This is a genomic window from Rhizobium pisi (genome assembly GCF_003938655.1).
GTDB lineage: Bacteria > Pseudomonadota > Alphaproteobacteria > Rhizobiales > Rhizobiaceae > Rhizobium > Rhizobium pisi.
Genome location: NZ_RJJT01000001.1, coordinates 40,086 through 55,938, shown reverse-complemented (window position 1 = coordinate 55,938; position 15,853 = coordinate 40,086). Strand labels below are relative to the sequence as shown.

Annotated in this window: 17 protein-coding genes; 14 read left to right on the top strand and 3 right to left on the bottom strand. The window is 62.1% G+C overall.

Annotated features, from left to right (window positions below):
• The 5 genes from EFD55_RS00315 to EFD55_RS32995 all read left to right on the top strand — a co-directional run bounded on the left by EFD55_RS00315 (nucleotide 1) and on the right by EFD55_RS32995 (nucleotide 3,135).
• Nucleotides 1–582 carry a histidine phosphatase family protein gene (locus EFD55_RS00315; RefSeq protein WP_125841819.1) on the top strand — a complete coding sequence of 194 codons (582 nt, stop codon included), beginning with the start codon at nucleotides 1–3 and terminating at the stop codon, nucleotides 580–582.
• A gap of 6 nt (nucleotides 583–588) precedes the next feature.
• Entirely contained in the window at nucleotides 589–1,296 is a 708-nt protein-coding gene (gene pyrF / locus EFD55_RS00310) for an orotidine-5'-phosphate decarboxylase (protein ID WP_125841817.1), read from the top strand.
• A 24-nt stretch (nucleotides 1,297–1,320) separates the two neighbouring features.
• Nucleotides 1,321–1,608, top strand: a complete 288-nt coding sequence (locus EFD55_RS00305) for a DUF1330 domain-containing protein (RefSeq protein ID WP_125841815.1) — start codon at nucleotides 1,321–1,323, stop codon at nucleotides 1,606–1,608.
• Between the two features lie 112 nt (nucleotides 1,609–1,720).
• Nucleotides 1,721–2,701 carry a complex I NDUFA9 subunit family protein gene (locus tag EFD55_RS00300; protein WP_125841813.1) on the top strand — a complete coding sequence of 327 codons (981 nt, stop codon included), beginning with the start codon at nucleotides 1,721–1,723 and terminating at the stop codon, nucleotides 2,699–2,701.
• Between the two features lie 281 nt (nucleotides 2,702–2,982).
• Entirely contained in the window at nucleotides 2,983–3,135 is a 153-nt protein-coding gene (locus tag EFD55_RS32995) for a hypothetical protein (protein ID WP_008524876.1), read from the top strand.
• Nucleotides 3,136–3,368: 233 nt separating this feature from the next.
• On the opposite strand, the gene EFD55_RS00295 is transcribed toward EFD55_RS32995, so the two are convergent.
• On the bottom strand, nucleotides 3,369–4,166 hold the full coding sequence (locus EFD55_RS00295; protein WP_125841811.1) for an undecaprenyl-diphosphate phosphatase: 798 nt from the start codon (nucleotides 4,164–4,166) through the stop codon (nucleotides 3,369–3,371).
• 235 nt (nucleotides 4,167–4,401) lie between these two features.
• Between EFD55_RS00295 and EFD55_RS00290 the strand changes: the two genes are divergently transcribed.
• From EFD55_RS00290 to EFD55_RS00280, 3 genes are read left to right on the top strand one after another with little or no spacing between them, the layout of a single operon-like run.
• Complete coding sequence (locus EFD55_RS00290) at nucleotides 4,402–5,094, top strand: glutathione S-transferase family protein (protein WP_125841809.1); 693 nt, start codon at nucleotides 4,402–4,404, stop codon at nucleotides 5,092–5,094.
• Between the two features lie 12 nt (nucleotides 5,095–5,106).
• Complete coding sequence (gene queG / locus EFD55_RS00285) at nucleotides 5,107–6,258, top strand: tRNA epoxyqueuosine(34) reductase QueG (RefSeq protein ID WP_125841807.1); 1,152 nt, start codon at nucleotides 5,107–5,109, stop codon at nucleotides 6,256–6,258.
• Nucleotides 6,258–7,127 carry an SDR family oxidoreductase gene (locus EFD55_RS00280; protein ID WP_125841805.1) on the top strand — a complete coding sequence of 290 codons (870 nt, stop codon included), beginning with the start codon at nucleotides 6,258–6,260 and terminating at the stop codon, nucleotides 7,125–7,127. The genes queG and EFD55_RS00280 overlap by 1 nt, the downstream gene beginning before the upstream one ends.
• 174 nt (nucleotides 7,128–7,301) lie before the next feature.
• Here the strand turns inward: EFD55_RS00280 and EFD55_RS33560 are convergent, their stop codons facing one another.
• Nucleotides 7,302–7,649 (bottom strand): hypothetical protein, encoded by a 348-nt coding sequence (locus EFD55_RS33560; protein WP_245438372.1) that lies wholly within the window; start codon nucleotides 7,647–7,649, stop codon nucleotides 7,302–7,304.
• On the opposite strand from EFD55_RS33560, the gene EFD55_RS00275 reads away from it, so the two are divergent.
• From EFD55_RS00275 to EFD55_RS00250, 6 genes are all read left to right on the top strand, one after another.
• Nucleotides 7,534–7,887, top strand: a complete 354-nt coding sequence (locus tag EFD55_RS00275) for a septal ring lytic transglycosylase RlpA family protein (protein WP_245438369.1) — start codon at nucleotides 7,534–7,536, stop codon at nucleotides 7,885–7,887. The two genes, EFD55_RS33560 and EFD55_RS00275, sit on opposite strands and share 116 nt — an antisense overlap.
• Nucleotides 7,888–8,035: 148 nt before the next feature.
• The gene (locus EFD55_RS00270; RefSeq protein WP_125841803.1) at nucleotides 8,036–9,325 is read left to right on the top strand and encodes an RsmB/NOP family class I SAM-dependent RNA methyltransferase; all 1,290 of its coding nucleotides are present in this window, start codon (nucleotides 8,036–8,038) and stop codon (nucleotides 9,323–9,325) included.
• A gap of 212 nt (nucleotides 9,326–9,537) precedes the next feature.
• The gene (locus tag EFD55_RS00265) at nucleotides 9,538–10,812 is read left to right on the top strand and encodes an imelysin family protein (RefSeq protein WP_125841801.1); all 1,275 of its coding nucleotides are present in this window, start codon (nucleotides 9,538–9,540) and stop codon (nucleotides 10,810–10,812) included.
• Between the two features lie 45 nt (nucleotides 10,813–10,857).
• A complete protein-coding gene (locus EFD55_RS00260) occupies nucleotides 10,858–12,396 on the top strand; it encodes a di-heme oxidoreductase family protein (RefSeq protein WP_125841799.1) in 1,539 nt (512 codons plus the stop codon).
• Nucleotides 12,396–13,496, top strand: a complete 1,101-nt coding sequence (locus tag EFD55_RS00255) for an imelysin family protein (protein ID WP_125841797.1) — start codon at nucleotides 12,396–12,398, stop codon at nucleotides 13,494–13,496. Before EFD55_RS00260 ends, EFD55_RS00255 begins: the two co-directional genes overlap by 1 nt.
• A gap of 4 nt (nucleotides 13,497–13,500) precedes the next feature.
• Nucleotides 13,501–14,598 carry a DUF1513 domain-containing protein gene (locus tag EFD55_RS00250; protein ID WP_125841795.1) on the top strand — a complete coding sequence of 366 codons (1,098 nt, stop codon included), beginning with the start codon at nucleotides 13,501–13,503 and terminating at the stop codon, nucleotides 14,596–14,598.
• Here EFD55_RS00250 and EFD55_RS00245 read toward each other — a convergent pair.
• Complete coding sequence (locus EFD55_RS00245; RefSeq protein WP_125841793.1) at nucleotides 14,580–15,656, bottom strand: DUF2252 family protein; 1,077 nt, start codon at nucleotides 15,654–15,656, stop codon at nucleotides 14,580–14,582. The genes EFD55_RS00250 and EFD55_RS00245 overlap by 19 nt on opposite strands.
• Between the last annotated feature and the right edge of the window lie 197 nt (nucleotides 15,657–15,853).

The following is a 15,853-nucleotide window of genomic DNA, read 5'->3' as shown; positions in this document are numbered from 1 at the left end:
ATGTTCGGGCTCTATATCACCCATCCGCAGGTCAAGATCGACGCCAACGTGCCCGTGCCGAAATGGGGGCTTTCCGATATCGGCGCGGTACGCGCCCGCAAGGCGGCCGAGAGCGGCTGGGCCAGGCAGTTGCGGCGTATCGTCTCCAGCGACGAGACGAAAGCGATCGAAACGGCCGAAATCCTGGCGGACGCTTCCGGCGTGGCGATCGAGATCGTGCACGGCATGCATGAAAACGACCGCTCGGCCACCGGCTTCCTGCCGCCGCCGCAGTTCAAGGAGGCCGCCAACTGGTTCTTTGCCCATCCGGAGGAAAGCTTCAGGGGCTGGGAGCGCGCCATCGACGCGCAACGCCGTATCGTCGAGGCCGTCAACACAGTTCTTGCCACGCATGATCCGGCAGCGCCGATCGCTTTCGTCGGCCATGGCGGCGTCGGTACGCTGCTCAAATGCCATCTGGCGAGCGGGCCGATCACCCGCGACCGCGACCAGCCTGGCGGCGGCGGCAATCTTTATGCTTTCGGCCTTGCGGATCGCCGTCTATCGTGCGACTGGACACCCATCGAAGACTGGCAGGGGTGACTTGAGATGGACGCACGCGAGCGGTTGATCGTCGGCCTGGATGTTCCAACGATCGGCGAAGCGGAAAGACTGGTTTCCACGCTCGGCGACGACATTCTCTTCTATAAAATCGGCTATCAGCTGGTCTTTGCTGGCGGGCTGGAATTCGCCCGCGATCTTGCCGCAAGCGGCAAGAAAATCTTTCTCGACATGAAGCTGCTCGACATCGACAATACCGTTGCATCGGGTGTCGAGAACATCGCCAAGATGGGCATGTCGATGCTGACGCTGCATGCCTATCCGAAGGCGATGAAGGCGGCGGTCGCGGCGGCGGCCGGCTCCGGTCTCTGCCTGCTCGGCGTCACCGTGCTCACCTCGATGGATGCCGACGACCTCATCGACGCCGGCTATAGCCAAGATCCGCACAGCCTGGTGCTGCGCCGCGCCGAACAGGCGCGCGCTGCCGGCATGGGCGGCATCGTCTGCTCGGCGGCCGAAGCGGCCGAGGTGCGCGACATCATCGGACCCGACATGGCGATCGTCACGCCCGGCATTCGTCCGGCCGGCAGTGACAAGGGCGACCAGAAGCGGGTGATGACCCCTTTCGACGCGCTGAAGGCGGGAGCAACGCATCTCGTCGTTGCCCGGCCGATCGTCAAGGCGCCCGAGCCGCGGGATGCCGCCCGCGCGGTCCTCAACGAGATGGTGACGGCGCTCTGGCCGGCAAACCGCTGACAAGAATTCAACAGGGAGAAGAGCATGGCCAAGGGATACTGGATCGCCCGCGTCGACGTTCGCGATGCCGAACGCTACAAGGATTACGTGGCGGCGGCCAAGCCGGCCTTCGAAAAATACGGCGCTAATTTCCTGGCTCGCGGCGGCGCCTTCACCCAGCTCGAGGGCAAGGCGCGCGCCCGCAACGTCGTGATCGAATTTCCTTCGATGCAGCACGCCGTCGACTGCTACAATTCGCCGGAATACCAGATCGCCGCCAAAATCCGTCAGGAAGTGGCGGATGCGGAAATGGTCGTCGTCGAAGGCGCCTGAACGGTCTCACGTCCGACAAAACTGACGGCGCGATGGGCCTTCCCGTCGCGCCGTGATTGGGCTAAGACGAGTGCCGATACAGCATCCCCCAAAGCCTTTCGAGGAGCCTGCCATGACCCTTGCCAACCTGCCGCCGCTCGTCACCGTGTTCGGAGGGTCGGGCTTCGTGGGCAGGCACGTGGTTCGCGCCCTTGCCAAGCGCGGCTATAGCATCCGCGTCGCCGTGCGCCGTCCCGATCTCGCAGGCTTCCTGCAGCCGCTCGGCAATGTCGGCCAGATCTCCTTCGTGCAGGCGAACCTGCGCTACCGCAATTCGATCGACCGCGCCGTCGAGGGTGCAAGCTACGTCGTCAACTGCGTCGGTATTTTGCACGAAACCGGCCGCAACACCTTCGACGCCGTGCAGGAATTTGGCGGCCGCGCGGTCGCCGAGGCGGCACGCAACGCCGGCGCAGGGCTCGTCCATATTTCGGCGATCGGCGCCGACCCCAAATCCGCTTCGGACTATGGTCGCACCAAGGGCCGCGCCGAAACCGCCATCTTCTCCATCAAGCCCGATGCGGTGATCTTCCGCCCATCGATCGTCTTCGGACCGGAAGACAGCTTCTTCAACAAGTTCGCCGACATGGCGCGCATGTCGCCGGTCCTGCCCCTGGTCGGCGGCGGCAAGACGAAATTCCAGCCTGTCTATGTCGAGGATATTGCCGAGGCCGTCGGCCGTGCCGTCGATGGCAAAGTCGCCGTCGGCAAGGTCTACGAGCTTGGCGGGCCTGAAGTGCTGAGCTTCCGCGAATGTCTCGAGACGATGCTGAAGGTGACGAGCCGCAAGAACCCGCTGGTGTCCCTGCCCTTCGGCATCGCTTCGCTGATCGGCAGCATCGCCTCGATGATCCCCTTCATCACGCCCCCGATCACGCCGGACCAGGTGCGCCTGCTCAAGCACGACAATATCGTTTCCAGGGAAGCCGAGGCGGAAGGCCGCACGCTGCAGGGCCTCGGCATCACGCCCACAATGCCGGCATCGGTGCTCGGCTCCTACCTCGTGCATTATCGCCCGCACGGCCAGTATACCGGTACCGGAAAGGCTGCGTGACCAAATTTCAGACAACGAAACACGCCGCTCGCGGAAACGCGGGCGGCGTTTTTTTTCGTGTGGCATCACGCAACGCCGGCGCAAGTTCGGCATGATTTTCTGCCCCCACCTTGAGGCGGCGTTGCATAAAAGACGCATCGGAAATTTTGTGGAATTAACGCCAAATTTAGCAGGAACGTTTATTGCTATTTGCCATTCCACTGACTACCAAACCCGCGCGTCTTCGGCTGGACTCAACGCCTGCGATAGCGTGCGGCAATCACTGTGAAAGGCATTTCTCGATGGGCAAGTCAATCGCGCTTTTATTTGCGTGTGCGGCGCTGGTTATCCTTGCAGGCTCCTTCGTTGCGCCCGGCTCGGTCGCGGCGGTGAAGGGCGATTGCTCGCCGGCCTACGGCGTCGATCCTTGCTCGACGGCTTCGATCAGCCACTGAAAAAAGGCCGGCCGTCTGCGCCGGCGTTTTGCCTGAGACGAACAGTCGTTAGAAACACCTGAAACAAGGTGCTTCATCAACGCTCAGCCTGCTTGAAAAACGGCGATGCGTATTTTCTCAAATATGCCTATCTGAAAATCGGCTTGCCGCTCATCGCGTGTCTGTGCGCGGCGTCCGGCCGGACAATTGCATTCGCGCCGGGAGTTGCGCGAATGCAATGTGGCGGGGATGTCTCAGGCGATCAAGCCGGTTGCGGCCATACCGAGCAGCAGGACACCGAGAATGATGCGGTAAATGGCAAACAGGGTGAACCGGTTGCTTCTGATGTAGGCGAGCAGCCATTTGACCGCAATGAAAGCGACCACGGTGGAAACGACGAAGGCGATACCGAGCGCGGTCCAGTCTTCGCCTGCCGCTCCGCCGTCCTTGAAGGTCTTCAGCAATTCATAGCCGCTTGCGGCATACATGGTCGGTATCCCGACGAGAAAGGCGAATTCGGTCGCCGCTGCGCGGTTGCCGGTGCCCGCCAACATGGCAACGAAAATCGTGGCGCCGGACCGCGAGGTTCCCGGGAAGATGCCGGCGACGATCTGGGCGATGCCGACCAGGATGGCGACGAGCCAGGTGATCTCCTTATGCGGCGGCCTGCGGGCGGCAGCCCATTCGGCGAAGATCATCCAGATACCGCCGATGATGAGCGCCCAGGCGATCGGCGTCGCGGTCTCCGGAAGTTCGAAGCCGAGCTTCTTGACGATAAGACCCAGAATTGCGGTGATAAGAAATGCGACGATCAGCTTGGCGGCATAATCTCGATTCTGAGGCTCGCGCCAGCCAAGCACCAGATCCAGCAGGCGACGCCAGTAAATGATGGTGACGGCAAGGATGGCGCCGGCCTGAATGACGATGTTGAACATGTCCGACCGGTGTCCGAGCCATTGCTCGACAATGATAAGGTGGCCGGTGCTCGAGATCGGCAGAAACTCGGTAATCCCCTCGACGACACCGAGGATTGCAGCATTTATATAGTCCATAAATTGTCTCCGGTTTAAAAGTCGGTCGGATTTGAACAGCGCTTGAGCCGATCAGGCGCTGCGTTTATCCTCGTGCGCAAGAAGCGTGTTTCGTCCCTGTCAGATGGTGTGAGACCCGATTCGCTTGTGTTGGCCCGGCCAAGCTCCTATAGCTTCAACCAATGAGTCATGACTAGGGCGCTATAACTGAGCTGCCACACAGTCCTGTAACAGCAATCACAAAGCCCGAGTATCGATGCCCACCCTTTATCATCATCCCATGTCATCCGCATCTCGCTTCGTCCGGCTGATCCTGGCGGAATACGGCTACCACGCGGACATGATCGAAGAGCAGACATGGGAGAAACGCCGGGATTTCCTGGCGCTCAATCCCGCCGGCACGTTGCCGGTCTATGTCGACGACAGCATGCGCGCGCTCTGCGGCGCGAGCGTCATTTCCGAATATCTGGACGAGACGCATGGCGTCCTGAAGCGCGACCGGCGGCTGCTTGCAGAGGACCCTTTCCAGCGGGCGGAAATCCGCCGGTTGACCGAATGGTTCATGCAGAAGATGGAAAACGACGTGACGAAGCCGCTTGCCCGCGAGCGTGTCTATAAGTTGCAGATGACTGCCGATCAGGGCGGTGGAGCACCGGATTCGAAGATTTTGCGCACGGCCCGCGCGAATATCCGCCAGCATATGCGCTACCTCACCTGGCTTGCCGGCTCACGGCAGTGGCTGGCAGGCGAGCGGATGAGCTATGCCGACCTTGCCGCCGCCGCCTCGATCTCGATCCTCGATTACCTCGGGGAGATCGAATGGGCGGATGCGCCTGTCGTCAAGGACTGGTACCAGCGGCTGAAATCGCGCCCCTCCTTCCGGCCGATGCTGACCGAGCGCGTGCGCGGCCTGACGCCGGTTTCCCATTACGCCGATCTGGATTTCTGACGAGGGCTCTTCATGCCCGAACCGAATGACAAAGAGAGCAAGCGCCGCGACAATTTGTCCGCCTTCGTAAAGGCAGAATCCGCCGCTCACGGCTTCGATCTCTGCCGCATTACGCGCGCCGATGCGATCCCTGAGGCAGGGCAACGGCTCGGCGAGTTTATCGATGCCGGCCGCCACGGGACGATGGAGTGGATGGCGGAGACGCGCGACAGGCGCGGAGATCCTCGCACGCTCTGGAGCGACGTGAAATCCGTCGTCGTCTTCGGCCTCAATTACGCCCCGGAGGAAGATCCGCGCGGCATTCTCGACAAGCCCGACAAAGCCGCGATCTCGGTCTATGCCCGCAACCGCGACTATCATGACGTCATCAAAGGCCGGCTGAAGGAGATCGCCACACGCTTTGCGGCGCGCGCGAGCGCCGACGTGAAAGTCTTCGTCGATACTGCACCCGTCATGGAAAAGCCTCTGGCCGTGGCAGCCGGCCTCGGCTGGCAGGGAAAACACACCAATCTCGTCAGCCGCCTGCACGGCTCGTGGCTGTTTCTCGGGAGCATGTTCACCACGGCCGATCTTGCCGTCGACGCGCCGGAGACGGATCATTGCGGCTCCTGCCGCGCCTGCCTCGACATTTGCCCGACGGCCGCCTTCCCCGCGCCCTATCAGATCGATGCGCGACGCTGCATCTCCTATCTCACCATCGAGCACAAAGGGCCGATCGATCCCGACCTGCGGCCGTTGATCGGCAATCGCATCTATGGCTGCGACGACTGTCTTGCCGTCTGCCCCTGGAACAAGTTCGCAAGCTCCGCCTCGGAGATGAAGCTGAAGGCGCGGGAAGACCTGAAGGAACCGTCGATCGCCTTTCTGCTGACACTTGACGATGCCGCCTTCCGCGCCTTTTTCAGCGGCTCGCCGGTCAAGCGGATCGGCCGCGACCGTTTTATCCGCAATTTGCTGATCGCCGCCGGCAATTCCGGCATGCCGGAATTGATCGCGCAATGTCGGCTGCTCGCCGCCGACCCCTCGCCCGTGGTGCGCGGCATGGCGGTGTGGGCGCTTTCGCGGCTGATGGAGGCTGGCGAATTCGTGGCCTTTGCCGCACAAAGGGCCGATGAGCGCGATGACGGCGTGTTGAACGAATGGCGGCTGGCGGGAGTGGGCTGATGCATGTGATGATCTTTGGCTGCGGTTTTTCCGGAACGGCGATCGCAAAGGCCTTCACCGACGACGGCGTGCGCGTTTCCGGCACGACGCGCTCGGCAGAGAAGATGGAAACGCTGAGCCGTGACGGCATCGAGGCATTCCTTTTCGACGGCGAGACCTTGGAAAACAGGTTGCGCGAGGCTTTGGCTGACGTCACCCATCTCGTGCAATCGATCGCACCGGGAAAGGCCGACCCGCTGCTGCGGTTGCTCGGCGAAGACGGCGCAGCCCTGCTGCCCAGGCTCGAATGGATCGGTTACCTCTCGACCGTCGGCGTCTACGGCGACCATAAGGGCACATGGGTCACTGAGGAAACGCCCTGCGTGCCCGTTTCCGGACGGTCGAAGGAACGGCTCGAGGCCGAGGACGGCTGGCTGGCAATGGGAGAAAAGCGCGGCGTGCCGGCCGCGGTACTCCGCCTTTCCGGCATTTACGGGCCTGGGCGCAATGCCTTCTGCAATCTGGAAAAGGGCACGGCACGTCGCCTGATCAAGAAGGACCAGGTGTTCAACCGCATCCGCGTCGAGGATATCGGCGCGGCGACACGCTTCCTGTCGGAGCATCGCCTTGGCGGCATCTATAATGTCACCGACGACCGACCCGGCCCGCCGCAGGATGTGATCGTGGAGGCGGCGCGCCTGATGGACGTCGAGCCGCCGCTGGAACAGGCCTTCGAAACTGCCGAGCTGACACCGATGGCGCGCTCCTTCTACGGCGAGAACAAGCGGGTTTCGAATGCGAAACTCAAAGCCGCCGGCTTCAAATTCTCCTTCCCTGACTATCTGATGTCGCTTGCCCAATTGTGGCGGGACGAACGCTGGCGCGGCTGAAGGCGAGAAGCCATCGACCCCCACATAAAAGAGTAGGAAATTCCTACTTTTCCGGCTTATGCGAGCGATTTTCGCCTCGAATATAGTTAACGGCCTCTGAATTTGCTGAAATGTGGCAGCAAATATGGCAAGTTCCGCAAAAAAATTTCGTGATATTTGTGACGCCCGAGATGTTTACCATTCGTTCGGAAAATTCATTCGAATTTTAGCTGATTCTATTACGTTTTTTCCACGTCCTGCCATCGGCGCCGATTTCCTATATTTAATCAACGATATCACGAGTATTACATAATGTAACATTCCGTGATCGACCGTGGCACTTTTTTGCCATTTTTCGACGGATTTAAGCCCCGCCGCCTGCAAGGGCGTGAGTTCAATAGTTGAGGGACACTCCGTTTTGAAGAAAATAAGCCGTTCTATTATCGCTGCCGCAACTATTGCAGCCTGTTCTTCCTTGCTTCCGGCGGAAGGTTTTGCTGCAAATGGCTGTGGCGGTGCTTCATGGTACGCACTTCGCTCCAAAACTGCTTCCGGGGAACGTATGAACCCTGCCGTCTTGACTGCCGCACATCGTTCGCTCGCATTCGGCACCAAGGTGAAGGTCACCAACAGCCACAATGGCCGCACCGTCGTCGTTCGCATCAACGATCGCGGTCCGTTCATCCGCGGCCGCGTGCTCGATCTGTCGCGTGCCGCCGCGCAGAATATCGGCATGGTAAGCTCCGGCACGGCGAAGGTCTGCTACCAGGTCATCAGCTGAGGCCACGCGCCTCCTACATCCGGCCCGCGCCTCTACGGCGCTTGCTCTTGCCGTCAATCGCGGTTACCACGCGGTTGAGACTTGTGAACACTCCGCCCGCGACCAATCGCGCGATCGTTCACATGCCATGGCAACAGGAGACATGTGAATGCGTCTGGGCGGCCGCCTCGAAGGGGCGATTTCTGTGCTCGCGGACATCGATGCCCGCAAGCGGCCCGTCGCCGACGCGCTGAAGGACTGGGGCCTTGCGCATCGCTTTGCCGGCTCCGGCGATCGCGCCGCGATCGGCAACATCGTTTATGACGCATTGCGCATGCGTCTTTCCCATGCCTGGCTGATGGATGACGACAGTGCTGCCGCCGTTGCCCACGCCGTCATGTTCCGCCAATGGGGTTTCACACCCGAGAGCCTTGCCGCCGAACTGGCGGATGACAAGTTCGCGCCGCCGCCGCTTTCGGCCGATGCCGCCTCGGCCTTCGAAAGCCGCTCGCTCGACGATGCCCCGCCGCATATCCGCGGCGATATTCCCGTATGGGTCCAACCCTCCTTCGAACAGGCCTTCGGTGCCGAGTGGCTCGCCGAGGCACAAGCGCTTGCCGCCCGCCCGACGCTCGATCTGCGCGCCAACATCCTGAAGGCCTCCCGCGACAAGGCCGTCAAGGCGCTCGAAAGAGCCGGCGCACATGCCGCGAAGATCGCCCGCTACGGCATCCGGATTGCCGCCGGCGAAGGCGCCTCGCGTCTCCCCAACGTGACAGCCGAGCTTTCGTTCCAGAAAGGCTGGTTCGAGGTTCAGGACGAGGGGTCGCAGATCGTCGCCGACCTGGTGCTCGCGCGGGATGGCGAACAGATCCTCGACTATTGCGCCGGCGGCGGCGGCAAGACGCTCGCCATGGCGGCGGCCATGCACAATAAGGGCCAGGTTCACGCCTATGATGCCGACCGCAAGCGGCTGGCGCCGATCATCGAGCGGCTGAAGCGGGCGGGCACCCGCAATGTCCAGGTCCATGACGACGCCAAGGGGCTCTCCGGCCTTGCCGGACGCTGCGACAAGGTACTGGTCGACGCGCCCTGCACCGGCACCGGCACGTGGCGCCGCCGCCCCGATACGAAATGGCGGTTGACGGCGAAGAATCTCGACGAGCGTACCGCCCAGCAGCAAGACGCGCTGGCACAGGCAAGCGGCTTCGTCAAATTAGGCGGCGAGCTGATCTACGTCACCTGTTCGGTGCTGCCCCAAGAAAACGAGGAACAGGTGCGCCGCTTCACGGCCGACAATCCCGACTTCGAGATCGTCAACGCCCTGCCCGCCTGGGATGGCCTGTTCGGCAAGGACGCCCCGCGTCCGCATTCTTCCGACGGCCTGACGGTGACGCTGACGCCCGCCTCCACCGATACGGACGGCTTCTTCTTCTGCCGCATGCAGCGCAAGGGCTGACGCGGGATAGTGATGCCGCGCAGTGGTGACGCTGAGCGCCAAGTGCGGCGCGCTTGCTGCCATCTTTTCAAACAGATGCCCTTCAAAGAGGCTGGTTTGCAATGCCCTGTCCGATCTTAAAATTATTCCAAACTAGAGTATTTGACACCAGTTTGCTTTTGGGCGAAGAGACGAGGCCCGATTAGACGGAAAATCCGTCACAGGAGAGGATCATGAAGCTCAACACATTCCGCGCGGCCGTGCTGGCGATCGCCCCCGCAGCCCTGCTCGCCCTTCCCGCGCATGCCGAGACCGATGCTGCCGCCGTGGTGAAACACTATGCCGACGTGGCGCACGCCAAATACGAGGACTCGCTGACGACGGCCAAGGCGCTCGACGCCGCCATCGATGCCTTCCTGAAAGCGCCGACCGATGAGACGCTGAAAGCCGCCAGGGACGCCTGGATCAAGGCGCGCGTCCCCTACCAGCAGACGGAAGTCTATCGCTTCGGCAATCCGATCGTCGACGACTGGGAAGGCAAGATCAATTCATGGCCTCTCGATGAAGGCCTGATCGACTACGTCGACTCCTCCTACGGCACCGAGAGCGACGAAAATTCTCTCTATGTGGCGAATGTCATCGCCAACAAGACGATCAAGATCGACGGCAAGGATGTCGACGCCTCCAAGCTGACGCCGGAATTCCTCTCCGGCACGCTTGCCGAAGCTGGCGGCATCGAGGCCAATGTCGCGACAGGCTACCACGCCATCGAATTCCTGCTCTGGGGACAGGATCTGAACGGCACGGGGCCTGGCGCAGGCAACCGCCCGGCAACCGATTACGACCTCAAGAATTGCACGCACGGCAATTGCGATCGTCGCGCCGAATATCTGAAGTCCGCGTCCACCCTGCTCGTTTCCGATCTGCAGGAAATGACCGACAACTGGAAGCCGGACGGCGCTGCGACAAAGAACGTCGAAGCCGATCCGAAAGCCGGCCTCGTCGCGATCCTGACGGGCATGGGTTCGCTCTCCTACGGCGAGCTTGCTGGTGAGCGCATGAAGCTCGGCCTTTTGCTGCACGATCCGGAAGAAGAGCATGACTGCTTCTCGGACAATACCTACAACTCGCATCTCAACGACGCGATCGGCATCGCCGCCGCCTACACGGGCGACTATACCCGCGTCGACGGCACCAAGCTCGCCGGCCCGTCGCTGCACGATCTTGTTGCTGCCAAGGACAAGGCACTCGATGCCGAGATGGAAGGCAAGCTCAACAAGACGCTCGATGCGATGAATGCCATGGCAAAGCGCGGCGAGACGGTCGAGAAGTACGACCAGATGATCGCCGAGGGCAACAAGGAAGGCAACGCCATCGTCCAGGCCGCCATCGACGGGCTGATCGACCAGACGAAATCGATCCAGCGCGTTATTGCCGCACTCGATCTCGGCACGGTTCAGCTTGAAGGTTCCGACAGCTTGGATAATCCTAACGCCGTCTTCAAATAAGCACAAAGGCGGGCCGCTCCCACCGGAGCGGCCCGAACCCCTGAAATGTCGCATACCCCGGTTCGCCGATTGATCGCCAGCGCAGCGCTCTGCGCCATGCTTGCCGGTTTTTCGGCAGCAATCGCCGCCGGTTTCGATCTGCCGACGAAACGCGCGGATCTTTCCGAGGCCGATCTCAAACGCGTCGCCGACGTGGCGCGGCCGACGGCGGATTTTTCCAAAGCTGAACAATACGAAGCGATGCAGGCGGGTGCGGCGACCTCGATCAATCCAGTCACCGAGGACAGCTTTTCGCATATTTCGGCCAATATCCCCTTCGAAGAGGAGCAGCAATTCAGGCTCGGCAACGCGCTCTTCCGCAAGCTCTGGGTTTCCGCTCCGTCTTCGACGCAGGCCTCTGACGGCCTAGGGCCGCTCTTCAACGCCCGCTCCTGCATGAGCTGTCATGTCAATGACGGCCGTGGCAAGCCGCCGGAAGGGGGGCCGAGCGCCACTTCGATGCTGCTGCGGCTGGCGCGCGCGGCCAAGACAGCGGAGGAGGAAAAGGCGATAGCACAGGCGGATGTCGTCAATTTCCCCGATCCGGTCTACGGACACCAGCTGCAGGACCTCGCCGTTCCCGGCCTTGCCGCCGAAGGAAAGATGGCTATCAGCTACAGCGAGGAACCGGTGACGCTCGGCGACGGCGAGACGGTGTCGCTGCGCCGGCCGAGCTATACGGTTGAGAACCCCGCCTACGGTCCGCTCGATCCCGCCACCACGATTTCACCCCGCGTTGCCTCCGCCATGATCGGTCTTGGGCTGATCGAGGCCATTCCGGAAGCCGATATCCTTGCCCATGCCGATCCCGACGATGCCGACGGCGACGGCATCTCCGGCAAGGCGGCAATCGTGCGCGACCATCGCAGCGGGAAGATCGCGCTCGGGCGCTTCGGCTGGAAGGCGCAGAACGCCACGGTGCGCGACCAGAGCGCCGACGCCTTCGCCAACGATATCGGCATCTCGACGCCCGATCAGCCGAATGCGCAGGGCGACTGCACCAAGGCGGAAGAAAAATGCCTCGATATGCCGACCGGCGTGCAGAAGCGGCTGGGCGTGGAAGAAGCGCCGGGGCCCATCCTTGACCTCGTGACCTTCTATTCCGAAAATCTCGCCGTTCCGGCGCGGCGCAAGGCGAGCTTCCCCGAAACGCTGCGGGGCAAGCGGATCTTCTACGAAACCGGCTGCATTTCCTGCCATGTGCCGAAATTCGTCACCCGCCGGGATACGCCGGACAAGGCGCAGTCCTTCCAGCTGATCTGGCCTTATTCCGACTTCCTTCTGCACGACATGGGCGACGGTCTCGCCGACGGCCAACAGGTCGGCCTCGCAAGCGGACGTGAATGGCGCACGCCGCCGCTATGGGGTATAGGACTGACCCGGACAGTCAGCGGACACAGCTTTTTCCTGCATGACGGCCGTGCGCGTGATCTCACCGAAGCGATCCTCTGGCATGGCGGCGAAGCTGAAAAGGCCCGCAACGCTTTCTCCTCCCTGTCCAAAGAGGACAGGGAGGCCCTGATTACATTCCTGGAGTCACTTTGATGCGCCTTTGGCACCCTTTGCTCTGCCTCACTCTGATCGGCTTCGCCACGTCGGCGACCGCCCAGACCGCCGCTCCTCCGGCAGGGCTGAACGAGGATGCCGTTCCCGCCGTCATGCAGCGCGCTGTCGACGAGGTGATCCGTCCCGGCTATCGCAACATGCAACAATCGGCCGCCCGGCTGACGACGGCGATGAAGGATCTTTGTGACGGCGGCACACAACAGACGCTCGACAAGGCGAAATCCGCTTTCGACGATACGATCCGCTACTGGTCGATCATCGAGATCGTCCAAACCGGCCCCGTCATCCAGGACAATCTCTTCGAGCACATCCTGTTCTATCCCGACCGCAAGGGCGTTGGCCTCAAGCAGGTACAGGCGCTGATCGCCAAGGCCGATCCCAAGGATGCGACGGTCGATGCGATCGCCGGCAAGAGCGTGGCGCTGCAGGGCCTGACCGCGCTGGAATATGTGCTTTACGGCAATGGTTCGGACGATCTGATCAAGCAGAAGGGCGGCTTCCGCTGCCTTTACGGCCAGGCCGTCGCCGGCAATATCCAGCGTGAGGCCGGCGAAGTCGTCGCCGCCTGGGAAAAGCCCGACGGCATACAGGCGAGCTGGAAACATCCGGGCTCGCAGAGCAACGATTTCATGGACAACAAGGAAGCCGTCACCGCGCTGCTCGGCATTCTCGTCCACGGCACGGAGAATATCCGCGACCAGCGGCTGGAACAGTTCTACAAGGGCAAGGACACTCCGCCGCGCCCACGCATGGCGATCTACTGGCGTTCGAAAAACACCTGGAAGTCGATGGCCGCCAATCTCGAAGGCCTGCGCACGCTCTGGCAGAAGGCCGGCATGGCCGAGCTTTTGCCGGCGGACAAACAGGCGGTCGCCGCCTTGATCGACGAGGAATTCAAATCGCTGCTCGACAGCGTGCCGAAGCTCAACCCCGACATCGACGTCGCAACCAGCGATGCGGAGAAGGCCAAGCTCGATACGCTTCTTGCCGAGAGCCGCGACCTGATCACCAAGATCAGCGACGAATATGGCGCAGCCATCGGCCTTTCGGCCGGCTTTTCCTTTTCGGACGGAGACTGAAACAATGATGCAAAGTGCCGCGATCGACCGACGCAGCTTCGTCAAGGCGGCGGGGCTCGGCTTCCTTGCGGCCTTGGCGCCAAAGTCGCTGATGGCGCTCGAACGGGCCGATGCGGTCTATGCTTCGGGCATTCGCGCAGCGGACGGCTCCTTTGCCGTCGCGACCGTGACGGAGCGCGGCGAGATCGTCGATCAGGTCGCCCTTCCCGCGCGGGCGCACGGCATGGCTTTCAGCGCCGCCAGCGGCAAGACGGTCGCCTTCGCGCGCAGGCCCGGCACCTATGCGATGATCTTCGATCCCCGGAACAAGGGCGAACCGATCGTCATCAGCTCCCGGGAGGACCGGCATTTCTACGGTCACGGCGCCTTCTCGCCCGATGGCCGCATCCTGTATGCCAGCGAGAACGACTTCGACGGCAATCGCGGCATGATCGGTCTCTACGACGCCAGCGACCGCTTCAGGCGCATCGGCGAATTCGAGACATACGGCATCGGTCCGCACGATATGACGGTGTCCGATGACGGACGCCTCCTGATCGTCGCCAATGGCGGCATCGAGACACATCCGGATTTCGGCCGCACCAAGCTCAATCTCGGAGCGATGCAGCCGTCGCTTGTTCTGATCGATGCGGCAACCGGCGCGCTGATCGAAAAACATGTGCTGCCCGCCGAATGGTCGGAACTCTCCACCCGACATGTCGATCTCGACGGGAACGGCCGCATCTGGTTCGCCTGCCAGTATGAAGGCCACCGCAGGGATCTGCCGCCGCTTGTTGGGCATTTCGCCAAGGGCGAGGATCTTTCCTTCGTCGACCTGCCGGAGGAGACGACGCGCAGACTTGCCAATTACGTCGGAGCGATCGCCGTCAATCGCCGCGATGGCCTCGTCGGCGTCACCTCGCCGAAGGGCGGCGCCTCGGTGACCATCGATGCAAGGACGGGCAAGGTGCTGGCCGAGACAACAGTTCCGGATGCTGCGGGCATCGCGCCGGCAAGAGACGGCTTTGCCGTCTCCTCCTATGACGGCGATTTTCTGTCGACCCGCAGCGATGTCGCCTGGGATCAGCATATCGTGCGCATTTCTCAGCCGGCGCGTGAATAGGCCTTCTGCTCGGCACTGATGCTCGCTGCCGCCGCCCTTGCCGACTCATGCAGCCATTCGCTTCCGCGCACCCGCAGATCCTCCAGGATAGCCGCAACCGCCTCCGGATCGTCGGAATGGCAATTGGCGATTTCGAAGCCCGTCAGTTCGAGCATCGTCGGCGCAAGCAAGATTTCCGGGTGCTTGTCGATCTCGATCTTGCGGCTGTTCGGAGAGAGCCGGCGAAGGAGGATGCGGCCTGAGACGCTGTAGTGGGGATTGGCCGATCGCGCCCGCCCCGCGGCGATTTTGCCCGCATGGATGGCCACATCCTGCGGCCTGTGGCAAAGCGACCAGGCGGACGGCACCAGCGCCTTCGCCTCCCGCAGCACCGGCCCCCCCTGCCATTCGGCATAGGCGACGAAACGCGGCCGGCCGAGGCTGCCTGTGCCGGCGGTGCGCGGCTTTGCTACGAAGGAGCCGGACCCTGGCGGCAATGCGCCGGCCAGTGCCTTGATATAGGCTGATGGCGCCGGCTTCTTGCCTGGAGGCAGCGTTTCGTATTTCTCCCAGAATTCGCGGCGCTCGGGATTCGGCAGGACCAACGCCTTGCGCAGCCACTTGTAGTCGCGCTCGAGGATGACGGGGAGCGGATTTTCAAGGCCCCTGCGATAGCCGCCCAGAATCAGTTCACAGATCATTCGGACCGGGGGACCATCATCGCCGCGCGCCAGGATGGCGCTTGCCGCCAGGCGAACGAGATCGAGCGCATAGGGCATCACCGCCGCATCGTCGAAATCATTGGCGCCCCAGACGAGCCGGCCTTCGACATCGCGCCAGGTGCCGAAATTCTCCAGATGCGTATCGCCGATTGCCAGCACCTCGGGCGCGCCGCTGAGGTCCGGGCAGATATCAAGGATGGTCTCGGACCAACGCCAATAGGTGGCGCGCAGGAAGACGAAATCGTCGCTTCGCATCTTCTCGTGCTTCTTGCGCAGATCCTCCTTGACGAGATCATCGCCGAGCTGGTCGGCGAGCCAGTTCTCATATTCCAGGACCGATTGCGATATCGTCGTCATGCCGCTGGTGCTCCATCATGTCGAGACCCGTTGAGCAGAATACGCGCAAGGCGCGAGCCCACAATCACCTTTGCACGGACCGCGACAGGCCGGCCGAGCACGGCCCGATCTTTCCACTATCGTCGCAGGCGATTTCGGCAATGTCCAGCTTGTCGAATCCGGCGCGCCATGCCACTTTCGCCGCTTCAAGAGGGGCA